General features: G+C 66.6%; 21 protein-coding genes. 8 read left to right on the top strand and 13 right to left on the bottom strand.

The annotated features are described in order from the left end of the window. Positions 1-24 precede the first annotated feature (24 nt). The 8 genes from recJ to V7Q39_RS04480 form a co-directional block, all read right to left on the bottom strand. Positions 25-1,764 (bottom strand): single-stranded-DNA-specific exonuclease RecJ, encoded by a 1,740-nt coding sequence (gene recJ, locus V7Q39_RS04515; protein ID WP_333815310.1) that lies wholly within the window; start codon positions 1,762-1,764, stop codon positions 25-27. Between the two features lie 349 nt (positions 1,765-2,113). Further along, positions 2,114-3,079 carry a class II fructose-bisphosphatase gene (gene glpX / locus V7Q39_RS04510; protein ID WP_333815309.1) on the bottom strand — a complete coding sequence of 322 codons (966 nt, stop codon included), beginning with the start codon at positions 3,077-3,079 and terminating at the stop codon, positions 2,114-2,116. Positions 3,080-3,156: 77 nt separating this feature from the next. Continuing rightward, positions 3,157-4,251, bottom strand: a complete 1,095-nt coding sequence (locus V7Q39_RS04505; RefSeq protein WP_333815307.1) for a hypothetical protein — start codon at positions 4,249-4,251, stop codon at positions 3,157-3,159. 81 nt (positions 4,252-4,332) lie between these two features. Next, complete coding sequence (locus V7Q39_RS04500; RefSeq protein WP_333815305.1) at positions 4,333-5,622, bottom strand: homoserine dehydrogenase; 1,290 nt, start codon at positions 5,620-5,622, stop codon at positions 4,333-4,335. 65 nt (positions 5,623-5,687) lie between these two features. Then, positions 5,688-5,918 carry a hypothetical protein gene (locus V7Q39_RS04495; RefSeq protein ID WP_333815304.1) on the bottom strand — a complete coding sequence of 77 codons (231 nt, stop codon included), beginning with the start codon at positions 5,916-5,918 and terminating at the stop codon, positions 5,688-5,690. 71 nt (positions 5,919-5,989) lie between these two features. Further along, positions 5,990-6,604, bottom strand: a complete 615-nt coding sequence (locus V7Q39_RS04490; RefSeq protein ID WP_333815302.1) for a TadE/TadG family type IV pilus assembly protein — start codon at positions 6,602-6,604, stop codon at positions 5,990-5,992. A 7-nt stretch (positions 6,605-6,611) separates the two neighbouring features. Then, entirely contained in the window at positions 6,612-7,163 is a 552-nt protein-coding gene (locus V7Q39_RS04485; RefSeq protein ID WP_333815300.1) for a TadE/TadG family type IV pilus assembly protein, read from the bottom strand. Further along, positions 7,160-9,163 (bottom strand): Tad domain-containing protein, encoded by a 2,004-nt coding sequence (locus tag V7Q39_RS04480; RefSeq protein WP_333815299.1) that lies wholly within the window; start codon positions 9,161-9,163, stop codon positions 7,160-7,162. Before V7Q39_RS04480 ends, V7Q39_RS04485 begins: the two co-directional genes overlap by 4 nt. 343 nt (positions 9,164-9,506) lie before the next feature. Here V7Q39_RS04480 and V7Q39_RS04475 point away from each other — a divergent pair, with 343 nt between their 5' ends. From V7Q39_RS04475 to V7Q39_RS04440, 8 genes are all read left to right on the top strand, one after another. Further along, positions 9,507-10,940 (top strand): Glu/Leu/Phe/Val family dehydrogenase, encoded by a 1,434-nt coding sequence (locus V7Q39_RS04475; RefSeq protein WP_333815297.1) that lies wholly within the window; start codon positions 9,507-9,509, stop codon positions 10,938-10,940. A gap of 74 nt (positions 10,941-11,014) precedes the next feature. Beyond that, the gene (locus V7Q39_RS04470) at positions 11,015-11,539 is read left to right on the top strand and encodes a dihydrofolate reductase family protein (RefSeq protein ID WP_333815296.1); all 525 of its coding nucleotides are present in this window, start codon (positions 11,015-11,017) and stop codon (positions 11,537-11,539) included. 115 nt (positions 11,540-11,654) lie between these two features. Then, positions 11,655-12,905, top strand: a complete 1,251-nt coding sequence (locus tag V7Q39_RS04465; protein ID WP_333815295.1) for a sarcosine oxidase subunit beta family protein — start codon at positions 11,655-11,657, stop codon at positions 12,903-12,905. Between the two features lie 53 nt (positions 12,906-12,958). Further along, a complete protein-coding gene (locus V7Q39_RS04460; protein ID WP_333815294.1) occupies positions 12,959-13,438 on the top strand; it encodes a hypothetical protein in 480 nt (159 codons plus the stop codon). Between the two features lie 25 nt (positions 13,439-13,463). Then, complete coding sequence (locus V7Q39_RS04455; protein ID WP_333815292.1) at positions 13,464-13,727, top strand: sarcosine oxidase subunit delta; 264 nt, start codon at positions 13,464-13,466, stop codon at positions 13,725-13,727. Beyond that, complete coding sequence (locus V7Q39_RS04450; protein WP_333815290.1) at positions 13,724-16,633, top strand: sarcosine oxidase subunit alpha family protein; 2,910 nt, start codon at positions 13,724-13,726, stop codon at positions 16,631-16,633. The genes V7Q39_RS04455 and V7Q39_RS04450 overlap by 4 nt, the downstream gene beginning before the upstream one ends. Continuing rightward, complete coding sequence (locus V7Q39_RS04445) at positions 16,626-17,171, top strand: sarcosine oxidase subunit gamma (RefSeq protein WP_333815288.1); 546 nt, start codon at positions 16,626-16,628, stop codon at positions 17,169-17,171. Before V7Q39_RS04450 ends, V7Q39_RS04445 begins: the two co-directional genes overlap by 8 nt. Before the next feature lie 93 nt (positions 17,172-17,264). Further along, positions 17,265-18,452 carry a DegT/DnrJ/EryC1/StrS family aminotransferase gene (locus V7Q39_RS04440; RefSeq protein ID WP_333815355.1) on the top strand — a complete coding sequence of 396 codons (1,188 nt, stop codon included), beginning with the start codon at positions 17,265-17,267 and terminating at the stop codon, positions 18,450-18,452. A 224-nt stretch (positions 18,453-18,676) separates the two neighbouring features. On the opposite strand, the gene V7Q39_RS04435 is transcribed toward V7Q39_RS04440, so the two are convergent. The 5 genes from V7Q39_RS04435 to V7Q39_RS04415 form a co-directional block, all read right to left on the bottom strand. Further along, positions 18,677-19,624 (bottom strand): LysR family transcriptional regulator, encoded by a 948-nt coding sequence (locus tag V7Q39_RS04435; RefSeq protein ID WP_333815287.1) that lies wholly within the window; start codon positions 19,622-19,624, stop codon positions 18,677-18,679. A 3-nt stretch (positions 19,625-19,627) separates the two neighbouring features. Beyond that, on the bottom strand, positions 19,628-20,179 hold the full coding sequence (phaR, locus tag V7Q39_RS04430) for a polyhydroxyalkanoate synthesis repressor PhaR (protein WP_333815286.1): 552 nt from the start codon (positions 20,177-20,179) through the stop codon (positions 19,628-19,630). 78 nt (positions 20,180-20,257) lie between these two features. Continuing rightward, positions 20,258-20,899 (bottom strand): glutathione S-transferase family protein, encoded by a 642-nt coding sequence (locus V7Q39_RS04425; protein ID WP_333815285.1) that lies wholly within the window; start codon positions 20,897-20,899, stop codon positions 20,258-20,260. Positions 20,900-21,013: 114 nt separating this feature from the next. Continuing rightward, positions 21,014-21,463, bottom strand: coding sequence for a Phasin (locus V7Q39_RS04420; protein WP_333815283.1), 450 nt, complete (start codon positions 21,461-21,463; stop codon positions 21,014-21,016). Positions 21,464-21,611: 148 nt separating this feature from the next. Further along, a partial coding sequence (locus tag V7Q39_RS04415) for a PHA/PHB synthase family protein (RefSeq protein ID WP_333815281.1) occupies positions 21,612-22,571 on the bottom strand: 960 nt, incomplete at its 5' end.

Raw genomic sequence — 22,571 nt, 5'->3', positions numbered from 1 at the left:
TTCTGCAAGAGGAAAAATGCAGGCTTATGCCGGGGCGGCATCGTCGAGGCGTAGCTGGACCTTGGTTCGGCCGTTCCAGTGGTTCAGCTCCAGCTTGCCTGCGATATGAAACCGCCGGTGGCCGGGATCTTCCAGCGCGGGGCCGAGCGGGCCGTCGAAGGCGCCGAAGGCGATGGCGTCGAGCGCGGGGCCGGAGCCGTCCGCGATGGTCAGCTTCAGGTGGCTGTCGCCGATTCGCCGGGCGTTGACCTGGGCGTTGGCGAAGGCGAAGCGGGGCGAGGGGGCGGCCTGGCCGAAGGGACCTGCCGTCTCGATCTGTTCGATGAGCGCGATGGTGGCGGCAGAGGTCATGAGCAGGCCGTCGATGCGCAGCTCCTGCGGGCCCTGGGCGCCTGCCCCCTGGCGGGCGAGGAGATCGGCGAGGCGGGTCATCGCGGGCTCCAGCTGCGCGCGGGTGAGGGAAAGGCCCGCGGCCATCCGGTGCCCGCCGCCCTTGGTGATCATCCCCTCGGCCGCGAGGCGTTGGATTGCCGCTCCGAGGTCGACGCCATGGATCGAGCGGGCCGAGCCCTTGCCCTCGTCGCCCTCGAAGCCGATCACGACCGAGGGGCGGTTGGCGGCCTCCTTGAGGCGCGCGGCGACGATGCCGACGACGCCGGGATGCCAGCCCTCGGCGGCGGCCCAGACGAGGGGGGCCTCCAGGCCCCGCGCCTCGGCCTGGGCGAGGGCTTCGACGCGGACGGCTTCGGTGATCTCGCGCCGGTCGGTGTTGAGCTGGTCGAGCTGGGCGGCGAGGCGGGCGGCTTCCATCTCGTCGGCGGTGGCGAGAAGGCGCGCGCCGAGGTCGGCCTGGCCGATGCGGCCGCCGGCATTGACGCGGGGGCCGAGCAGGAAGCCGAGGGCGTGGCAGGTCGGGGCCTGGTCCATGCGGGCGATGTCGGCCAGCGCGCGGAGACCGGGACGGTCGCGGCGGGCCATCACCTTCAGCCCCTGCCGGACGAAGGCGCGGTTGAGGCCGGTCAGCGGGGCGACGTCGGCCACCGTGGCCAGCGCGACGAGGTCGAGGAGGGCCATGAGGTCGGGGACCTGGGCGCCCTGCTGCTTGAGGCGGCGGTTGGCTTCGACGAGGAGAAGGAAGACCACCCCGGCGGCACAGAGATGGGCGAGGCTGCCATCCTCGTCCTGGCGGTTCGGGTTCACGACGGCGAGGGCTTGGGGCAGGGTTTCCAGTGCGAGGTGGTGGTCGAGGATGACCACATCGGCCCCCTGTGCCGCCGCGATGGGCTCGTGGCTGAGGGTGCCGCAGTCGATGCAGAGGATGAGGTCGTGGGTGGCGGCAAGCCCGGCCATGGCAGGGACGTTGGGGCCGTAGCCTTCGTCGATGCGGTCGGGGATGTAGAGGGTGGCTGACAGGCCAAAGCCGCGCAGCCAGGTGAGAAGGAGCGCGGCGGAGGCGCCGCCGTCGACATCGTAGTCGGCGAAGATGGCGATCTTTTCGCGGCGGGCGACGGCGCGGAGGAGGCGGTCGGCGGCCGGTCCCATGTCCTTCAGGGTGAGGGGGTCGGGCAGGAGATCACGGAGCGAGGGGGCGAGGAAGGCGGGGGCGGCCTCGGGCGTGACGCCTCGGGCGGCGAGAATGCGGCAAAGGGGGAGGGGGAGGCGGGTCTGCTGGGCCATGCCCTCGGCCAGACGGTCCTGCGCGGGGTCGGGTCCGATCCAGCGGCGGCCGGTGAGGGAGGTCTCGACGGAGAGGAAGGCACTCATGGGGAAGGGGTGCCGGAAAGGGACGGGGCTGGCAAGGGGGAATGGGCTGTCCACGCGTGGACAGGTTTGGCAGGCGTGGAAATTCAAGGGGTTGGCTGTCGGCGTTTACAGAAGGTTAGGACTTCTGCCGGAGGGTATTCCGGATTTTCCCGTCCGCCCCACCCCCATCCCCCCACCTAGGGGGAGGGGAGGTGCCTGGCCCTGGCGCGGCGGCAAGCGAGATGGCTCTGCTCCGGGACTGCCGGTCGGGAAGCCTCCGGCGGGGATATTTCAGGCAAAGATGAAAGCGCTGCGGTCCGGAGAGAGCCTTGGGGGGTGAAGGGTTTGGGGAGGCGGGGCGAACCCCGACCTACCGCAGCGGCGACTTGTAGATCATCCGGCGGACGGAGCCGGTTTTCGATCGCATCAGGATCGTCTCCAGCGTGACCCAGCCGGGCTCGCGCTTGATCCCGGCGAGGAGGGAGCCGTTGGTCACGCCGGTCGCCGAGAAGATCACGTCCGACCGCACCAGATCGTCGCGGGTGTAGACCCGGTCGAAGTTGGTGATCCCGGCCTTGCGGGCGCGGGCGCGTTCGTCGTCGTTGCGGAAGAGGAGGCGGCCGTAGAACTGGCCGCCCATGCATTTCAGCGCGGCGGCGGCGAGGACGCCCTCGGGCGCGCCGCCGGAGCCCATATACATGTCGATGCCGGTGATCTCGGGCTCGGCGCAGTGCATGACGCCGGCCACGTCGCCATCGGTGATGAGGCGGATCGCGGCGCCGGTGGAGCGGACCTCGGCGATCAGGTCCTCATGCCGGGGGCGGTCGAGGATGCAGACGGTGATGTCCTCGGTCGAGCAGCCCTTGGCGGCGGCAAGGGCCGAAACCCGTTCCGAGGGGCTTTGCGCCAGCGTCACGGTGCCGGGCTTGAAGCCGGGGCCGATGGCGAGCTTTTCCATGTAGACATCCGGGGCGTGGAGCAGCGTGCCGCGGGGGGCCATGGCGATGACGGTCAGCGCGTTCGGCATGTCCTTGGCGGTGAGGGTGGTGCCTTCCAGCGGGTCGAGGGCGATGTCGACCTGCGGCCCATTGCCGGTGCCGACCTCCTCGCCGATGTAGAGCATCGGGGCCTCGTCGCGCTCGCCCTCGCCGATGACGACGACGCCCTTGATGTCGAGGAGATTGAGCTGGTCGCGCATGGCGTTGACGGCGGCCTGGTCGGCGGCCTTTTCGTCGCCGCGCCCGATGAGCCGGGCCGAGGCGAGCGCGGCGGCTTCGGACACGCGGCCAAGGCCGAGGCTGAGGAGCCGGTCCTGGAAGTTCATTTTTTCAGACATGGGTCCCCCCGGGGCAGATTTTCTTTGGTGTAGCCGGGGGTTGCTGGCGCGGCAAGCTTGGTGGCGCTAACGGCGGGTCAGGGAAGGGCTGCCAGGATTGCATCGGCGAGGCAGGCGTCGATCTGGCGGGCCGCGGCGAGGAGCGGCGAGCCCGCGGGATCGGGGCCAAGCCGCCCGGCGGTGGAGCGCAGGAGCAGGGTGCGACCGCGCGGGGTGGCAAAGAAATCTGCGGTCGGGATGAGCGATGCGAGAGGTTGCGCGGTATTTGCGCGCCCGTAGGGGTGGCCGAAACCGGCGATGAAAGCGGTGGCGCAGTCATCGGCCGTCGCGGGGCAAGTTGAGGTGCAGAGGGCGAGAAGCGGCTCGAACTCCGGCTCGGTGCGGAAGGTTTCAATCGCGGCTTTGGCGGTCGCGGGGTCGACGGGCTCGTAGCGCATGACCTTCAGAACCGGTACGGCGGCCTGCATCCGGCGGGCGGCCTCGTCCTGGGGGAGGCCGGCGGCGGCGAAGATCGCGGCGAGGCGGGCGGTGTCGGCGGGCGGGGCATCGGTGCGGTGCAGCCCGGCAAACCCGGCCAGCGCGATCCAAGCCGCCGGATCGTCGGCCTTCAGCCGGTCGACCACAAGGGCATCGGTCTCGACGGCGGGCGCGAGGGCAGTGTCGTACAGGCGGCCCCAGAGGACAGGGGCGGTGGCCCAGTCCGGGGCGGGCTGGTCGAAGAATCCCTCGGGCAGCGGGCCGAAGCCGCCGGTCTGGTTGACCCAGATCATGTAGAGGCTGGTGGCCTTGTCCGGCTCGCCCGCCGCGTAAAGGCCGAAGGCGCGGGCGAGGAGCGCGTCCGTGTCGGTGCCGATGTCGCCAAGACGCCACAACGCGGCGACCGGGTCGGCTGTGGCATAGGCTTCCGCCACCGGGGTGCCGTTGATGCGGGCCAGTGCCTTGCGCTCGGCAAAGGGGAGCGTGGCGCGCAGCCACTCGCTGACGGCAGGCAGGGCGAGGAGGGCGGCGGTGTTCCCTGCCTCGGCGGCGGCGTGGAGGTCAGTCAGCGCGGTGGGATCGTCGCCTTGCAGGGCGCGGTCGAAGGGGTCGCGGAAGGCGGGGTCGTCAAGGCCGGGGACGGGGTCGGCGAGGGATGGGGTGGCGAGCGCCAGAGCCAGAAGGATCGCCCGCATGTGCCGCCTCCAACCCTTGAACCGATGGCGCAAGGGTCGGACCGGCGGGCGGGGCTGTCAAGCGGTTTGCCGAGAGGGTGGTCAGACTTCCTCGATCCGGATCGCGACGGGGCTGCCCACCAGGACGCCCGTCGCGGCGAAGCGGGTCATGGCATGGGCGAGGTCGTCGGGGGCGGCCTTGTGGGTAACGATCAGCACCGGGGCATTGGCGCCCTGGTGGCCGTACTGGCGCATCTGGTCGATGGAAACGCCGGCATCGCCGAGGCAGGTGGCGATCTTCGCCAGCGCGCCGGGTTTGTCGAGGAGCGTCATGCGCAGGTAATAGGGCGCGGGGGTCGCGGCCTTGGCAGGCTGGGCGGCGACAAGCGCGCTGGCGGGCAGGCCGAAGGTGGGCAGGCGAAAGCCCCGTGCGATGTCGATCACGTCGGCCATGACGGCAGAGGCGGTCGGGCCCATCCCGGCGCCGGGGCCGCGCAGGACGATCTGGCCGACGCTGTCGCCTTCCAGGACCACCATGTTGGTGCCGCCCTGGAGCTGGCCAAGCGGGCTGTCGGCCGGGACGAGGCAGGGGGTCATCCGCTGTTCCAGGCCCCGACCGGTCATCTGTGCGACGCCGAGGAGCTTGATGCGGTAGCCCATGTCCTCGGCCAGGCGGATGTCGTCGATTGAGACATTACCGATGCCTTCCAGCTCCACGGCGTCGAAGGCGACGCGTGTGCCGAAGGCGATGGAGGCGAGGAGCGAGAGCTTGTGGCCCGCGTCGATGCCGCCGACGTCGAGATTGGGGTCAGCCTCCAGGTAGCCGAGCTGACGAGCCTCCTCGAACACCGTCTCGTAGGGCAGGTTCTCGGCTTGCATCCGGGTCAGGATGTAGTTGCAGCTGCCGTTCATCACCCCCATGACGCGCTTCATCCTGTTGCCCGCAAGGCCTTCGGTCAGGGCCTTGATGACCGGGATACCACCCGCGACGGCGGCCTCGAAGCGGAGGGCGAGATTGGCGGCTTCGGCGGCTTCGGCAAGCGCCTGGCCATGGTGGGCGAGAAGCGCCTTGTTGGCGGTGACGACATGTTTTCCGGCGGCGAGGGCGGCTTCGGTCGCGGCTTTCGCGGCGCCTTCGTGGCCGCCCATCACCTCGACGAAGAGGTCGATGTCGGGCCGGGTGGCCAGCGCCACGGGGTCGGTTTCCCAGGCATAGCCGGAAAGGTCGGCGTCGCGGTTCTTCGTGCGGTCGCGGGCGGAGACGGCGGTGATCACCACGGGGCGGCCGGCGCGGGCGGCGATGAGGTCGGCATGGGCCTGGACGATCTTGACGACGCCGATGCCGACGGTCCCGAGACCGGCAAGACCAAGACGCAAGGGGGCGGCGGGCATCGGGAAACCTTTGGCAGCTGCGGGCTGCCGACTGTTAGCCGGAAGCCGGGCGGGGTGCAACGCCGTCAGGGCGCGGGCGGGGTGGCCGCGATGGCGGTGGCGCGCGCCTTGAGGCCCGCGGCCCGCGCGGCAAGCGCGGGGCCGGGATCGGCGGTCACGGCCCCGGCCTGGGCGAGGAGATCGTCGATGGGCAGAAGCTGCGGCGGAGCGGCGCGATCCGGGCCGACGGCGTCAAGCTCGGGGAAGGGCGCACAGGCGGCAAGGGCAAGAGCGAAGAAGAGAGCGGTCAGGCGCATGTGGTCCCCGGGAGCGACCACAGAACCCTAACGCCGGATCGCGCCGGGGGGAAGGCGGTTCACGAAGGGCCTCAGTTGCAAGTGGTGGTGCCTTCGAGGCACAGGCGGCGGTGGCGCGGTCGGGTGACGATGAATTCGCCGAAGGTGTTGTTCTTGACGCCGACCATCATGCCGGCGATGGCGGTCTTCAATTGCGCCTTGAATTCGACCGAGGTCTCGACAACGAAGACGCTTTCGCCGTTGTTCAGCGTTGGAATCTTCGTGCTTTTCCAATCCTGGATATTGGCTTGGCTGAGCGCGGCAATCTTGCTTCCGGGCGAATAGGAAAACAACAGCTTGTAGCTTCCAGTGGTCGCGTTGCAGACTTGGTTGGGCCCTGTGGAGGAGACGCATTCGAAGCTGGTGATCCGCATCTTCACCGGATGCCCGCCGGGGGTCAGGAAATTCATGATGTTCTGCAGGCCATTCGCATAGGCCAGCGGAATGGTGTTCTTTTGCCGCGACAGGAGGTCGGCGATGGAATAGGCAGCCTTCTGCGTCATGTTGATGGTGCGGAAGACGTCCCAGTAGATGAACATCGCGACCAAGCCCCAGATCAGCAGGGGAACCATGATCAGGAACTCGGCCATGACGAGCCCGTCTTCGTTGCGAAGGAATCTGCCGAGGTGATGTTTCAGCTTGCGCATGACCACTTCATCCGGGTTCGTTCACAAAGGTCGACGACACGATCATCGCAACCGATCCGTCGCTCTGGACCGGCATCTTCACGCTGATGCCCGTGGTGGGGAACATCGGCCATTCCTTCATGCAGACACGGATCAACATGATGTCGTTGTCGACGCCGGCCGAGAAGGAGTTGTCAGGCGGATCGCCGACCTTGATCTCGGCTGGCTTGTCGATGCAGGGCGCCTGCGTCGAACCCATGCCGAAGCCGCCGGTGCCGGTATTGATCGGTTGCATCCAGATCTTCGTTGCATTCATGCAATGCGTGATGTTGTTGCCCAGCACGCCATTGGTGCAGATTTCTTCCTTCAGCTTCTTGTGAGTGAGATTGCTGCCATAGACCCCCAGCCGCAGATTTCGGACCACCAGATCGATGCTGCGGTCGAACATCACGTAGCGGATCATGTAGACGCTGCTTTCGACCGAGGCGGTGAAGAGGGTGAATACCGTCGGAAAGACGAACAGGAACTCGATGATCGCCGAGCCCCGTTCGTCCCTGAGAAACTGGATTAACCTGGTCATTGCGTCAGCTTGAGGTCAGAGATCAGCACGGCGATCTGTTCGAAGGCGGAGGTCAGGTTATCGGCGTTCGTCACCTTGTAGTAGTAGCCGGTGCCCGGCGAGGAGCAGTTCTTGATCGGACCTTCGGTGACCTTGTCGCCGAGGATGATGCCGAACACTTCGACCCCGGCAGCTTTGGCGGCGGTGCAGTTGGCGCTCAGAAGAGCATCCATATGGCTTTCACCAACCAGGTAGTCGCCGACGAAGGTCTTGTAGATCGTATTGTAATCGGTCGCGCCGGCGACATTCGAGCGCATATACAACTGCTCGATGACCCAGTCCACCGAGGCGTAGCGCCAAACCTCGGACCAGTCTAGTTGCCTCACGGTGCCGCTCCCGGACCACTTCGGCGCTGCTGGCGTGCCTGTTGCCGAAATCCAGGCGAGAGGATCACATCCACCTTCAACCTCGGTGTCGGTGCCTTTGCCTTCGGCTTCATTATTCTTTTTGCGTTTCACCTTGGTGGATTTCAGGTGCGGCACAAAGAAATTGCGCTTGACGGTCTTGCCATTCACGACGGTGTTCGCCAGCGACCACCCCGAGCAGGTATTGACCGGGTTGCCCGTGGGAGCGATGCCGGGGCGCTTGCCGCCGTTGATGCCGACGCCGCTGTCATCGAACTCAATTGCCATATTACCGTCGTTTCCACGCCAGATCGGCGACGGGCCGGTCTTGTAGGCATCAAGGATGTAATCGCTGGCGACATGCGTCCCGTCAGTCATCAGGACGATAATCTTGCGGGTGTCCGGATCCGCGTTATCGGCTGGACGGCCAGCCATTGCAGGTTCCGCAGTGAGCAGATCAGTGTAGATCTGACGTGCCGACTGATCGATCATTGCGGTTGCCCACCGCATGCCGATGGCGATGGAGGTCGTTCCGCGCGGGTTCAAATCGCCGATTTGGGCTTTGAGGGCGGTAATGCTGGTCGAGGGCAGCGCCAGCAGGTTGGACGCTTTTTCATTTTTGGCGGTGCCGAAGTTGTCACCATGGTTGCAGGTGTAGCTGTTGGTGTTTTTGCTGGGTTCGGTTGCGGCGACGGCAGAAATCTTTACGACGCCGCCATAGGTGTTGTTGGTCCCGAAGTTCGTGACTGTAACGCTCGGCTTGCTGCTGGCGGTCTGCGCAACGGCCTGCATCGGGAGGGTGGTCGTTGTGGGCAGCGCGAGCGTATCGTACGTGCTTTCGGGAATCTCGAAGCAGTTGATGTCGGGAACGCCCTGGTTTGCCATGCCATCCCAAGAGGAAAGATTGGTAACTTTGGTGAACTTATTGCGGAGGCTGACAGGGATGTTTACGTTTGAGGAATAGGGAACGAGTCCGATCGAGATCAGGTTGTTCGGATCCTTACTGACAGTATACTCGCCATCGGTGTCGTTCTTGCTGAACTTCAGGACCGTGACGAATTTATCCGCCGCCTTTCTCAGCGCTTCGATCTTGGAGGTCGAGCCAGACGTTTCGCTCATCGAGCCGGTGATGTCGAGCACCATGATCACCTCGATCTTCGATACGCCCTGCTGGGCGACGGAAACCGCAGGGCCCTCGAAGTAGGGCATGTCAAGCATAGGCATGAAGTGGTTGTAGGAGCGGACCTTGGCACGCGCCCAGGCCTCGCGCGAGCTTTTGGTGGCTTCGCCGCCCGCGGTGGGGGGGGAATAATCCACCGTAAGTTCGTTGCCGAGGCCGGCCTTGTTGAACCATTCGGTGACGACCGACTGCGGCGTCTGATCCGGAGGCAGGACGACGTTGGCCGCAGCAAGCGTGGCGCGGTCCAGCGTTTCCTGCAGCGCGACGCGGCGCATCTCAAAGCGCATGATGTCCACGGCGATACCGCCCAGCATCAGGATCATGACGAAGATAATGACGATGAAAATCGCGATGGCGCCGCCTTCGTCCGACCGGAAGTCGGCAAATCTGCGGGCAACGTGAGCAAATACCGGTCGCGCGTCGGGTTTGGTCAACATGTCACTAATCCATTGCAGCAGCTGTCCGCCAGAAACGACGGGTTCCCAAGGGATCATCTAGGCACAAGTTCGGGCAGAAGTAAGGCATTTGCTGCCAGACCCCCGGTTGGCTGCCACAATCTGGAAACAATCAGGGGAATCTTCTGGGTTCGGCCGCAAGTGGAAGAAAATCCCCGGCATTAAGACCTTCGCAGGAAATGTGCGGCGGAACCGATTCGGCCCTGCGCACCCTGCGTCGGAAGGGGGCGGGCCGCACCGCTTTCCGGGTTCCCCAGGCCCGCGCGTGGCGCTAGGGTCGGGGCGCGGGGTGTCATTTCGGGCCCGCCTGTCAGGGAGGGACAGCATGAACGTTTCGGGAGAGCCCAGTTTCCGGGAATCGGTCGATCTGATGTTCAATCGGGCGTCCAAGCTGATGGACCTGAGCCCGGGTCTGGAACAGAAGATCCGGGTCTGCAACTCGACCTATACGGTGCGCTTCGGTGTGCGGTTGCGCGGCAAGATCGAGACCTTCACCGGCTATCGCTCGGTCCATTCCGAACATATGGAACCGGTCAAGGGCGGCATCCGTTTCGCGCTGTCGGTTCATCAGGACGAGGTCGAGGCGCTGGCGGCGCTGATGACCTACAAATGCGCGCTGGTGGAGACGCCGTTCGGCGGCTCGAAAGGCGGCCTCTGCATCGACCCGCGGGCGTGGGACGAGCATGAGCTGGAGCAGATCACCCGCCGCTTCGCCTATGAGCTGATCAAGCGCGACCTGATCCACCCGGCGCAGAACGTGCCGGCCCCCGACATGGGCACGGGCGAGCGCGAGATGGCCTGGATCGCCGACCAGTACGCGCGGATGAATACGACGGACATCAACGCCAAGGCCTGCGTGACCGGAAAGCCGCCCCATGCCGGCGGCATCCAGGGCCGGGTCGAGGCGACGGGGCGGGGCGTGCAATACGCCCTGCGCGAGTTCTTCAGGCACAAGGACGACATGGGCAAGGCGGGGCTGACCGGCAGTCTCGACGGCAAGCGGCTGATCGTGCAGGGCCTCGGCAACGTGGGCTACCATGCGGCGAAGTTTCTGTCCGAGGAGGACGGCTGCAAGGTCATCGCGGTGATCGAGCGGGACGGCGCGCTGCTGGACCCCAAGGGCCTGGACATCGAGGACGTGCGGCAGTGGATGAACCGGAATGGCGGGCTTCTGGCGGGCTATCCCGGGGCGAAGCACCTGCCCGATGGCGCGGCGATGCTGGAGGAGGCCTGCGACATCCTGATCCCCGCCGCGATGGAGGGGGTGATCCATCTGGGCAATGCCGAGCGGATCAAGGCCCCCCTGATCATCGAGGCGGCGAACGGGCCTATCACCTTCGGCGCGGACGAGATCCTGCGGCGCAAGGGCTGCGTGATCATCCCCGACATGTATGCCAATGCCGGGGGTGTCACGGTTTCCTACTTCGAATGGGTCAAGAACCTGTCCCACATCCGCTTTGGCCGGATGCAGCGCCGGGCCGAAGAGGCGCGGAGCCGCCTTCTGGTCGAGGAACTGGAGCGGCTGTCGTCGGACCAGGGGCTGGGCTGGACGCTGGCGGAGGGGTTCAAGGAGAAGTTCCTGCAGGGCTCCGACGAACTGGCGCTGGTGCGATCGGGCCTCGACGACACGATGCGCACCGCCTATCAGGCGATGCGCGAGGTATGGCATTCCCGCCAGGACGTCGAGGACCTGCGGGTGGCGGCCTATATCGTTTCCATCGGGCGTGTCGCGCAGACCTACAGGTCGAAGGGACTGTGATCCAGGGTGGCTGCGGGGGCAACGTGGCCCCCGCGCCGTTCAGGGCATGGTGCTGCGTTTGATCCGGGGGGCGCATGACTGTCTGGCATTGCCATATCGCCGTCTCTCTGGATGGCAAGATCGCCCGGCCCGATGGCGGGATCGACTGGCTGGTGGCGGATTATACGCCGGAGGGTCTGGGGTTCGAGGACTTCTATGCCGACGTCGGCGCCATCCTGATGGGACGGGGCACCTATGATGCCATCGCGGGCCAGGACTGGCCCTATGCCGACAAGGCGGTGACGGTGCTCACCTCGGGCCCGCTGGATGAGCTGCCGTCCGGCGTGCGCGCCCGGTCGGGCGCTCTGGCGGCTGTCGCGGCTGAGCTGGAGGCCGAGGGTCACGGCACGATCTGGGTCGAGGGCGGGGGGCAGGTGATCCGCGACATGATCGGGCTGGGCAAGCTGGACATCCTGGAGATGGCGGTGATTCCGATCATCCTCGGCGGGGGCATCCCGATGTTCCCGCCGGGCACGCCCGAGTTGAAGCTGGACCTGGAGTTTGCCCGCCCCTGGCGCAAGGGCGCGATCCACCTGAAGTATCGGCGCGCGGCTGTGTGACACATCACGGGGGCCGCAGCGACATGTGATGTCGCGGCAAGACAAGGATTTTGCCGCACGGTCTTGAATAACCGCGGTGGTCCCGGTCTTATGGCGGGGTCAGGGGAGTTCATCCATGCGCTATTCCGGCCTGAAGGTCATCACCGAGGGGTTGTTCGGCAACAAGGGCTGGACCCCGGCCTGGCGCGACCCCGCGCCGAAGGCCGAATATGACGTGGTGATCATCGGTGGCGGCGGGCACGGCCTGTCGACGGCCTACTACCTGGCGAAGAACCACGGGATCACCAATGTCGCCGTGCTGGAGAAGGGCTACCTCGGCGGCGGGAACGTGGGGCGAAACACGACCATCGTGCGGGCCAACTACTTCCTGCCGGGCAACAGCGAGTTCTATTCGCATTCGCTGAAGCTGTGGGAGGGGCTGGAGGCCGACCTCAACTACAATGTGATGCATTCGCAGCGCGGGCTGATCAACCTTTTCCACTCGGACGGGCAGCGGGATGCCTTTGCCCGGCGGGGCAATGCGATGATCAACCAGGGCGATGACGCGATCCTGCTGGACCGCGAGGGGGTGCGCGAGCATCTGCCCTATCTGGATTTCGAGCAGACGCGGTTCCCGATCTATGGCGGGTTGCTGCATCCGCGCGGCGGGTCGGCCCGGCACGACGCGGTGGCCTGGGGCTATGCCCGGGGGGCGGACCGGCGCGGGGTGGACCTGATCCAGAACTGCGAAGTTACGGGGATCGACATCGAGAATGGTGTGGTGAAGGGCGTGCAGACCACGCGCGGGGCGATCCGGGCGAAGAAGGTCGGGATCGTGGTGGCGGGCCGGTCGTCGCAGGTGGCGGCGATGGCCGGGATGCGGTTGCCGATTGAATCGCACATCCTGCAGGCCTTCGTGACCGAGGGGCTGAAGCCGGTCATCAACCATGTGGTCAGCTTCGGCATGGGGCATTTCTATATCTCGCAGTCCGACAAGGGCGGGTTGGTCTTCGGCGGCGACCTCGATTTCTACGCCAGCTACGCCGCGCGGGGGAACCTGCCGATGGTCGAGCATGTGATGGAGGCGGGCATGACGCTGATGCCGATGATCGGCCGCGCCAAGGTGCTGCGGAGCTGGGGCGGGATCATGGACATGTCTCCGGACGGGTCCCCGGTGATCGACAGGACGCATGTGGACGGGCTGTTCCTCGACTGCGGCTGGAACTACGGCGGGTTCAAGGCGGTGCCGGCCTCGGGCTGGTGCATGGCGCATCTGATGGCGACCGGCGAGCCGCACGAGGTGGCGCGGAAGTTCCGGCTGGACAGGTTCGCGACGGGGCATCTTCTGGATGAAGAAGGCACCGGCAGCCAGCATAACCTGCATTGAGGACAAAGATGCGCAACCTTGTTCTGGCTTTGCTTTTCGGCCCTGCCACGGCAATGGCTGAACCGGCTTGCCTGATCCTCGACCCTGCACAGGCCGCCCAGCCGGATGGGGCCGAGCGGTCCTTGGGGATCCTCTCCGTCGGACTGGAGGATGGTGCGCCGGGGCCGGGTAAGGCGAGCTTTCTCGCGCTCTTCGCCGGGCCGTCGGTCGAGGCGCCAAAGGCGAAGGCTGGCGTGGTCTACTCACAAAGTTTCACTTGCGCGGCTGGTCCGGCAGAAGTGAGCGGTCCGCCTTACTGGCTGATGCCGGGTGGTGTGATTTGCACGCCAAGCTGTGGCAAGGGGATGGTGCAGATCCGGTCCGATGGCGACGGATTTGCCTTCTGGATGGAGGGCTTGGTGCTGACAGAGGATCCGGGTGGCGCCTGCGGTGAAGGGACGCCCTTCACCACCCGCGGGAATGTGGGGGTCGGTTACAGTCTGGTGGTGTCGGACAATGCCGAACACTGCGCGCCGGTTGGAGAGAACGAATGACAGTCAAGTTCTGCGAGGTCCGCTGATGCGCCTGATATGCCCCCTTTGCGGCGAACGCGACCGGCGGGAATTCTACTATTACGGGGCGGAGGACTATCTGCGCCGTCCATCCGAGGGCGCCCCTCTGGCGGAGTGGGACAACTACCTGCACCTGCGGGACAATCCGGCGGGGGTGACGAAGGACCTCTGGTATCACGAGGCGGGCTGTGCCCAGTGGCTTCTGGTCACGCGGAACACGGTCACGCATGACATCACCGGCGTCGAACTGGTAGCGGAGCGCAAGGCATGAGGATCGACGGCAAGGGTCTGGTCGACCGGACGAAGCCGGTCCGCTTCCGTTTCGACGGCCGGGACTACGCGGGCTACAAGGGCGACACGCTGGCCTCGGCGCTGCTGGCGAACGACGTGCGGCTGGTGGGGCGGTCGTTCAAGTATCACCGGCCGAGGGGCGTGCTGACGGCGGGGTCGGAAGAGCCGAACGCGCTGGTCGAGGTGGTGGGGGCGAAGAACCAGACGCCGAACGTCCGGGCGACGGTGCAGGAGGTCTTCGAGGGGCTGGTCACGCAAAGCCAGAACCGGCTGGGGTCGCTGAAATATGATCTTCTGGCGGTGAACGATTACCTGTCTCCCTTCCTGTCGGCGGGCTTTTACTACAAGACCTTCATGTGGCCCCGCGCCTTCTGGGAGGGGCTTTACGAGCCGATCATCCGCCGGGCGGCTGGCTTGGGCAGCCTGTCGGGCAAGCATGACGAGGGCACCTACGAGAAGGCCTTCGCCTTCTGCGACCTGCTGGTGATCGGCTCTGGCCCCGCGGGGTTGATGGCCGCGCTGACGGCGGGGCGCGCCGGGGCGGATGTGATCCTGGCGGAGGAAAGCCATGCGCTGGGCGGGCGGCTTCTGTCGGACGCGCAGACCATCGGCGGCATGGCGGCGGGCGACTGGGTGGCGCAGGTGGTGGCCGAGCTTCAGGCCCTGCCGAACGTGCGGATCATGCTGCGCACCACGGTGACGGGGGCTTACGACCACGGCACCTATGGTGCGCTGGAGCGGGTGGGGCTGCACAAGCCCGCGCGGCCCAGCCTGCCGCGCGAATGCTTCTGGCGCATCGTCGCGCCCCATGCGGTTCTTGCCTCGGGCGCGCTGGAACGCCCGGTTGCCTTCGAGAACAACGACCGGCCCGGGATCATGATGGCCTCGGCGGTCCGGACCTACCTCAACCGCTATGGCGTGGTGCCGGGCAAGCGGGTCACGCTTTTCGCCAACACCGATCAGGCGCGGGGCGTGGCGCGGGAGCTGATGGCGGCGGGGGTGACTGTGGCGGCGATCATCGACCCGCGGCCCGGGGCCTCGGCGGTGGAGGACTGCTCGGTGCATGTGGGGGCCGAGGTGGTGGGCTCGCGCGGGCGGCTTGGGCTGTCCGGCATCCAGGTGCGCAAGGGGTCGGAGGTTATCGAGATCGAGACCGATTGCCTGGCCATGTCCGGCGGCTGGAACCCGACGATCCACCTGACCTGCCACATGAACGGACGTCCGCGCTGGGACGAGGATCTGGCGGCCTTCGTACCGATGCAGGGCGCGGTGCCGGGTCTGGTCGCGGTGGGGGCGGCGAATGGCAGCATGTCCACCCACGGGGCGCTGGCGACGGGTCATGCGGCGGCCCTGAAGGCGGTGGAGGCTTTGGGGCGGAAGGTCGCGGTCGCGGTGCCGGAGGCCGAGGACGCGCCCTACAAGCTGAAGGCCTTGTGGGCGGTGGAAGGCAAGGGCCGGGCCTGGCTCGACTTTGCCAATGACGTGACGACCAAGGACGTGAAGCTGGCGGCGCAGGAAGGCTATCGCAGCGTCGAGCACATGAAACGCTACACGACGCAGGGCATGGCGCCGGATCAGGGCAAGAACTCCAACGTTTCGGCGCTGGCGGTGCTGGCGGATGCGACAGGGCGGGGGATTGCCGAGACCGGGGTCACGACCTTCCGTCCGCCCTATACGCCGGTGTCGATTGCGGCCATGGGTGCGGGGGGCCGCGCCGAGGGCTTCGCGCCGCAGCGCTTCCTGACCTCGGATCAGGCGAGCCGCGACCGCCATGCGCCGATGATCGAGGCGGGGCTGTGGTATCGGCCCAGCTACTTCCCGAAGCCGGGCGAGACGACCTGGCGCGAGGCCTGCGACCGCGAGGTCGACATGGTGCGGCAGGCGGTGGGGATCGCCGATGTCTCGACCCTGGGCAAGATCGACATTCAGGGCAGGGATGCGGGGCGGTTCCTCGACTTCGTCTACACCAACACCTTCTCCACCCTGCCGGTGGGCCGGGTCCGCTATGGGCTGATGCTGCGCGAGGACGGGCTGGTGCTGGACGACGGCACCTCGGCGCGGCTGGGGGAAGACCATTACCTGATGACCACCACCACGGCCGCCGCCGGGCTGGTGATGGGGCATCTGGACTTCGTGCATCAAGCCTTCTGCGCGGACTGGCAGGTGCGGTTCATCTCTGTCACCGAAAGCTGGGCGCAGTTTGCCGTCGCGGGGCCGAAAGCGCGGGAACTGGTCAATTCCTTCCTGGAGGTGCCGGTGGAGCTGCCCTTCATGGGGGTCGCCCCGGTGCGGATCGGCGGGGTGGACGGGCGTCTGTTCCGGATCAGCTTCTCGGGCGAGGAGGGTTATGAACTGGCGGTGCCGACCCGCTATGGCGAGGCCCTGTTCCGCGACCTGCTGGCCCGGGCCGAGACGATGGGCGGCGGGCCTTACGGGATGGAGGCGCTGAACGTCCTGCGGATCGAGAAGGGCTTCATCACCCATGCCGAGATCCATGGCCGGGTGACGGCGCATGACATCGGGATGGAGAAGATGGTCAGCTCGAAGAAGGACTGCATCGGCAAGGCGGCGGCGACGCGGCCCGGCATGTGGGGGCCGGAGCGCGAGCAGCTGGTCGGACTGAAGGCACAGGCGCCGATCAGCGCCGGGGCGCATCTCTTCGTGCCGGGGCAAGAGGTGCATCGCGAGACGGACCAGGGCTATGTGACCAGCGTCTGCTGGTCGCCGACGCTGGCGGCCTGGCTGGGGCTTGGGTTCCTCAAGGACGGCCGGGCGCGGCTGGGCGAGAAGATCCGGCTGGTCGATCATCTGCGCGGGCTGGACGTGATCTGCGAAGTGACGAATCCGGTCTTCCACGACCCGGAAGGGGAGAAGCTCCGTGCCTGAACTCATCGCGAAATCCGCCCTTGAGGGGCGCAGCCTGACGCTGGGGACGGTGACATTGGCCGAGGTCGATGTCGGGCCAGTCACCTCGGTCGCGGTCTTCCCCGGTGCGGCGAAGGCCGTGGCGAAGGGGTTGAAGACCCTGGGTCTGGCGATGCCGGAGCCGAACAGCTTTGCCGAGAAGAAGGGTTCGCGGATCGTCTGGACCGGGCGCGATCAGGCCTTCCTGATGGGTGTGGAACCCCCGGTGCTGGAAGGCGCGGCGGTGACGGACCAGTCGGACGGCTGGGCGGCGCTGGGCCTGACCGGGGCAGGGGCGGTCGAGGTGCTGGCGCGGCTGGCGCCGGTCGATCTGCGGCTGGCGGCTTTTGCGGTGGGCCGGGCGATCCGGACGCAGTTGAACCACATGAACATCGTGATCCTGCGCACGGGCGACCATGCCTTCGAGATCCTGGTCTTCCGGTCGATGGCGCGCACCGCCTGGCATGAGCTGGAAACCACAATGCATATGGTCGCGGCCCGCGCGGGGATGAAAATCTAGGCGGAAAGCTGCAAAGGGAAGATTTTGTCACTGGCGCGTGATCTGGCAGGAGTTTACACCTTTTCTTAACGCGAGATTAAGAAAAGGTGCATGATGGCTCCCGACGGTCAGACCCTGGCTCCGAACGTCTACGAGGCCGAGCCGATCCCCGAAGCCGCGCGGGCCGAGATCGACAGGCTGCTCACCTCGGGCGACCTTTTCCGCTATACCGCCCCGTCGGACGCTCCGGTCGCCCTGCTGGAAGCCGAGTTCGCCGCGCTTCTGGGCGCGCGCTATGCGCTGGCGGTGTCGTCCTGTTCGGCGGCGCTGTTCCTGTCCCTGAAGGCGCTGGACCTGCCCACGGGCGCGAAAGTGCTGATCCCGGCCTTCACCTTCGCCGCTGTGCCGTCCTCGGTCGTCCATGCCGATTGCGTGCCCGTGCTGGTCGAGGTGGGCGACAACTATCGGGTCGACATGGCCGACTTCGCGGGCAAGCTGCCGGGGGCGGATGCGGTGATGATCAGCCATATGCGGGGGCATACCTCAGACATGGACCGGATCATGGCACTTGCCGATGCGGCGGGCGTACCGGTGATCGAGGATGCGGCGCATTCGCTGGGCACGGTCTGGGGCGGGCGGAACATCGGGACCATCGGCCGCGTGGGCTGTTTCAGCTTCCAGTCCTACAAGCTGGTGAACGCGGGCGAGGGCGGGATCATGGTCACCGACGACCCGGAAGTCGCGGCGCGGGCGATCATCATGTCGGGCGCCTATGAAACGAACTGGAAGAAGCATCCGGGCCTGACCAATTCCTGCGCGCATTGGCAGAACAAGCTGCCGCTTTATAACCTGCGGATGCAGAACCTGTCGGCGGCGGTGATCCGGCCGCAGCTGCCCCTGGTGGCCGAGCGGGTGGCGAAGGGTCGCGCCGGGCATGACCGGGTGGCGGCGGTGCTGAACGGGTCGGCCCATCTGGCGGTGCCGGAGGCGCTGGGGCCGGAAGAACGCGCGCCGGATTCGATCCAGTTCAACCTGGTCGGGGGCTGGTCGGACGCCGAGGCGGCGGCCTTCCAGGCGGCAGCGAAGGCGCGGGGGGTCTCGGTGCAGGTCTTCGGGCTGAGCGAAGGCAATGCGCGGGCCTTCTGGAACTGGCAGTTCCTGGGCGAGGTACCCGAGCTGCCGCAGACAAGGGCGATGCTGATGCGGGCCTGCGACGTGCGGCTGCCGACCCGGCTGACGGAGAGCGAGCTGGACTATATCGCGGCGGCCATCGCGGATGCGGCGGTCGAGGTCCGAGGCTAGGCTGCCCGCGCGTGGGCAGTTTTCTTGGTCGCTTGAAATCAATGACTTGTGTCCGGGCGTTAGGGATGCGTTCATCTTCCTGACGCTACCACGCCCCCCCTCCCCGGGGGAGGGGAGGCGTCTGCTGCGGCCCGGTCTCTGTCAGGTAAACCGTGCCCCGGCTCGGCCTTCGGATGCTTCCGGCGGGGATATTTTGGCAAAGATGAAAGGGCTGGGGCCTCGGATCAGAGGACGCGGAGCGCGGGGGCGAGCCAAGGGGTTGCCTTCAGGGCGGGAGCGATCACGACCTCGGCGATGAGAGGTTTCAGGCGCTGGGCGATCTGGGTGGGAACACCGTGCAGGATGCCCGCGCGGGCCGAGAGCGAGAGGGTGCGGGCGAGCGCGGGAAGGGGCAGGGGGCGGACCTCGACCTTCTCGCGGAAGGCGCGGGCCTGGTGGAGGGCGAGCGGGGTGAGGATGGTCCAGCCCTCGCCGCCCGCGACCATGGCGAGGATGGCGGCATAGCTGTCCAGTTCAAAGCGGTGGGCGGGCTTGAGGCCGTGGCGGGCGAGATGGGCGGCGATCTGGCGGCCCATCAGGTGGCGCGCGGTATACTGGATCAGCGGCAGATCCTCGATTCGCTGGCCGGGCGGCGCGACGGCGACGAAGGGTTCGGAGAGGATCGGATGCACCTCGCGCCAGTCTTCCGGGGCGGTGTCGGAGGCGGTGTCGGCGGCGATGACGATGTCCAGCGCGCGCGCTTCCAACTGATCCATCAGCCGGTGGCTGGCCCCGGTTTCCAGGAGGAACCGGCAGCCCTTCAGATCATGCGCGAGGGTAGACAGGAGGCGCGGGGTGACGTCGCTGTCGAAATCCTCGATCACGCCCAGGCGCAGGGTCGTCATGCCGGAGAGGTCGGCCATCGCCAGCTCGGCCCGCGCCTCGGAGGCGGCATTGAGGATGGTTTGCGCGTGGCGGCGGAACATGGCGCCCGCGGGCGTGACGGGCATCGGTCGGCCGGAGCGGTCGAGGAGGACGGCGCCAAGCGCAGTTTCCAGCGCGGAGAGCTGCTGGCTGACGGCGGAGGGGCTGACGCCCAGACGGCGGGCGGCGGCGGAGATCGAGCCTTCCTCGGCGGCGGCGACGAAGACCTCGATCCCCCAGAGCGTGACGCGGCCTTCGGCTTCGGCCATGGGTCAGAGCTTGGAGAGTTTCTTCTGCAACTCGGCCAGTTGCTTCTTGATCTCGGCGATATCGTCGGAGGAGGCGCTGTCCTCCTCCTTGGCGGGACCGGAGCCACCCCAGCCGGGCATTCCGCCCATCATCGTCTTGAGGAAGGCTTCCTGCTGCTTGCGCAAGGCATCGAACCCCGGCACCGCGGCCAGTGGGTTTGGAATGGCGGAGAGATTTTCCATCATCTTCGCCTGGCTGTCGCGCAGCATCTCGAAGCTGGAGGCGAGGAACTGCGGCATCACCGCCTGCATGCCGGTGGCGTAGCTGCGGACGAGATCGGTCAGGACGCCGACGGGCAGGACGCTTTCGCCCTTGGATTCGTGTTCGGCGACGATCTGGAGGAGATATTGGCGGGTCAGGTCATCGCCGGTCTTGAGATCGACGATCTGCACCTCGCGCCCCTGGCGGATGAAGCCGGCGATGTCTTCCAGCGTGACGTAATCCGAGGTCTCGGTGTTGTAGAGCCTGCGGCTGGCGTAACGCTTGATCAGGAGTGGCTTGTCGGTGTCGGCCATGTTCCCCTCCCCGGGATTTTCGCGCTTGCAGAGAAGTCTAGGACGGGCCGCAGCAAAAAGAAAGCATTCGCTCGCGGCTCAGGTCCCGCGCGCGGCATCGGCGGCGGCGAAGTGGTCGAGCTGGTCCTGGCGGGCCTTGAGGAAGGCGGGGCGGCCAAGGATGCGGGTGGTGTAGGCCGCCAGCGCAGGCCAGGGGCCAAGGGCGGCGCGGAGGCTGGGGACGCGCAGGATGTCGGCCATCAGAAGATCGGCCACGGTGAAGCGACCGGCGGCGAGGTAGGGACGATGGGCGAGCACGGCGTCGAGGCGCGTGAGGCGCGCGTGCAGCCAGCCTTCCAGCGGGTTTTCCGCCGGTTTCGACAGGCCGATGAACCACCAGGGGACGGAGACCATCTCGATGGAGTTCAGGCCCGCGACGACCCATTCCAGCACTTCGGCCCGGCCCTTGGGGTCAGGCGGCATCAGCGCTGCCGACTTTTTCGCCAGGTGGAGGAGGCAGGCGCCGCTTTCGAAGAGACTGATCTCGCCGTCTTGCAGCGCGGGAACCTGGGCGAAGGGCTGGCGGGCGAGATGGTCGGGGCCGGTGCGATCCTCGAACCGGACAGTTGCGATGGTATAGGGCAGGCCCGCCTCTTCGCAGGCCCAGCGGAGGCGGAGATCGCGGACATGGCCGCGCGGGCCTTGCGGCACCCAGTCATAGGTCCAGAGGATCAGGGTCATCGCGGCCTCCTGCCTTTGTAGCAGGCAGGATGGGCGGGGGCGGGACAAAGAACAAGGCCCGGAGCGGTGCCCCGGGCCTTTACGTGCGCCCTTGCGGGGCGAACTCGTTACGAATTACTTCGCAGCCGCAGCGGCTTTCTTGGCGACCGAGGTCACGTCCGCGGTGGCTTTCTTGACGGCGGCGGTGGCATCTTCAGAGATGTCCTTGCCCGCGGCCAGCATCAGCTCGACGGTTTCCATCTGCACTTTCTTGGCGACTTCGGCGAAGGCGGCCAGGTTCTCGGCAGCCATCTCGGCGGCGGCCGAGGCGAAGTCGGTCACCGACTTGGTGTAGTCGGCCGGTTCGGCTTTGGCCTTGGCGATCTCGCCGACCTTGGCCAGCGCGTCCTTGGTCCATTTGGCCGAGATTTCGGTCGACTTCTCGGCGGCTTCAATGGCGACTTTCGAGAATTTCTCGGCGAAAGCGGCCTGGGTCTTGAACGCGTTCTGGAACGCCGAGGCGTCAACCGGGAACGAGGCCATCATGTCCTGCATGACTTTGGTGTAGTCCGGGGTCTTGGTCATGTCACTTGCTCCATCTGGGCCAGGAGGGAAACGGCCCGTTGTTCGATGGCAGAGATATACGTGCTGCAGCGCAGCATTTCAAGTCTTTTTCTGCAATGCAGCAAAACCCCGGGTTGCGCCGGTTAACCCTACGGAAAGGCGGGAAAGTTCAGGCGGCGGGCTGGGCGGTCACATAGGTACCGGGGGCGGGGGCCAGCGAATCGGCGGGTTTCCGCGCCTTGACCATCGGGCCGGACTGCGCCGCGAGCCATTCGCCCCAGCGCGGCCACCAGCTGCCCTTGTGGAAGGTCGCGGAGGCGCGCCAGGCCTCGGGCTCTCCGGCCACGGGGGCGTCATTGGTATAGTGGCCGTACTTGTCCTTGGAGGGCGGGTTGATGATCCCGGCGATATGGCCGGATTCCGAGAGGAGGAAGGTCTTGTCCTTCGATCCCATCTGCCTGATGCCGTTGAAGCTGCCGCGCCAGTGGGCGATGTGGTCGGTCTCGCAGGCGATGGCGCAGACCGGAAGCTTGACGTCGGCCAGGCTGACGGGGTGGCCGAAGACCTTGAATTCGCCCCTGGCGAAGCCGTCCCGCTGGCAGAGGCCGCGCAGGTATTCCACGGCCATCTTTGCGGGCAGGTTGGTGCCGTCGCCGTTCCAGTAGAGCAGGTCGAAGGCGGGGGGCGCCTCGCCCAGCATGTAGGACTTGATGGCGGGGGTGTAGATCAGGTCGTTCGAACGCAGGAAGGAGAAGGTGCGGCTCATGAAGAACTTCGACAGGATACCGTCGTGTTCGGTCTGGCGTTCGATGCCGTCGACGAAATCGTCGTTCAGGAACACGCCGACCTCGCCGGGGTCGGAGAAGTCGGTCAGGGTGGTGAAGAAGGTGGCGGTCTTCACCGTCTCGTCCCCGGCCTTTTGCAGATGGGCGAGGGTGAGGCCCAGCGTGGTGCCGGCGATGCAGTAGCCGACGGCGTTGATCTGCTTCTCGCCGGTGATGCGGCGGGTCTCGGCCATAGCGCGCAGGAAGCCGTCGCGGATGTAATCGTCCATCGCGGTGTCGGCGTAGCTGGCGTCGGGGTTGACCCAGGACACGACGAAGAGGGTGAAGCCCTGGTCGACGATCCA

Origin of the sequence: Tabrizicola sp. (genome assembly GCF_036781545.1) — a bacterium.
GTDB lineage: Bacteria > Pseudomonadota > Alphaproteobacteria > Rhodobacterales > Rhodobacteraceae > Tabrizicola.
The sequence above is the reverse complement of the archived record's forward strand: the minus strand, read 5'-3'. Positions and strand labels throughout refer to the sequence as shown.

Bases quoted from the DNA above. Each gene is read 5' to 3' on its own strand.
- recJ (WP_333815310.1), bottom strand. From the start codon at position 1,764: ATGAGTGCCTTCCTCTCCGTCGAGACCTCCCTCACCGGCCGCCGCTGG.
- glpX (WP_333815309.1), bottom strand. From the start codon at position 3,079: ATGTCTGAAAAAATGAACTTCCAGGACCGGCTCCTCAGCCTCGGCCTT.
- V7Q39_RS04505 (WP_333815307.1), bottom strand. From the start codon at position 4,251: ATGCGGGCGATCCTTCTGGCTCTGGCGCTCGCCACCCCATCCCTCGCC.
- V7Q39_RS04500 (WP_333815305.1), bottom strand. From the start codon at position 5,622: ATGCCCGCCGCCCCCTTGCGTCTTGGTCTTGCCGGTCTCGGGACCGTC.
- V7Q39_RS04495 (WP_333815304.1), bottom strand. From the start codon at position 5,918: ATGCGCCTGACCGCTCTCTTCTTCGCTCTTGCCCTTGCCGCCTGTGCG.
- V7Q39_RS04490 (WP_333815302.1), bottom strand. From the start codon at position 6,604: ATGCGCAAGCTGAAACATCACCTCGGCAGATTCCTTCGCAACGAAGAC.
- V7Q39_RS04485 (WP_333815300.1), bottom strand. From the start codon at position 7,163: ATGACCAGGTTAATCCAGTTTCTCAGGGACGAACGGGGCTCGGCGATC.
- V7Q39_RS04480 (WP_333815299.1), bottom strand. From the start codon at position 9,163: ATGTTGACCAAACCCGACGCGCGACCGGTATTTGCTCACGTTGCCCGC.
- V7Q39_RS04475 (WP_333815297.1), top strand. From the start codon at position 9,507: ATGAACGTTTCGGGAGAGCCCAGTTTCCGGGAATCGGTCGATCTGATG.
- V7Q39_RS04470 (WP_333815296.1), top strand. From the start codon at position 11,015: ATGACTGTCTGGCATTGCCATATCGCCGTCTCTCTGGATGGCAAGATC.
- V7Q39_RS04465 (WP_333815295.1), top strand. From the start codon at position 11,655: ATGCGCTATTCCGGCCTGAAGGTCATCACCGAGGGGTTGTTCGGCAAC.
- V7Q39_RS04460 (WP_333815294.1), top strand. From the start codon at position 12,959: ATGGCTGAACCGGCTTGCCTGATCCTCGACCCTGCACAGGCCGCCCAG.
- V7Q39_RS04455 (WP_333815292.1), top strand. From the start codon at position 13,464: ATGCGCCTGATATGCCCCCTTTGCGGCGAACGCGACCGGCGGGAATTC.
- V7Q39_RS04450 (WP_333815290.1), top strand. From the start codon at position 13,724: ATGAGGATCGACGGCAAGGGTCTGGTCGACCGGACGAAGCCGGTCCGC.
- V7Q39_RS04440 (WP_333815355.1), top strand. From the start codon at position 17,265: ATGGCTCCCGACGGTCAGACCCTGGCTCCGAACGTCTACGAGGCCGAG.
- V7Q39_RS04435 (WP_333815287.1), bottom strand. From the start codon at position 19,624: ATGGCCGAAGCCGAAGGCCGCGTCACGCTCTGGGGGATCGAGGTCTTC.
- phaR (WP_333815286.1), bottom strand. From the start codon at position 20,179: ATGGCCGACACCGACAAGCCACTCCTGATCAAGCGTTACGCCAGCCGC.
- V7Q39_RS04425 (WP_333815285.1), bottom strand. From the start codon at position 20,899: ATGACCCTGATCCTCTGGACCTATGACTGGGTGCCGCAAGGCCCGCGC.
- V7Q39_RS04420 (WP_333815283.1), bottom strand. From the start codon at position 21,463: ATGACCAAGACCCCGGACTACACCAAAGTCATGCAGGACATGATGGCC.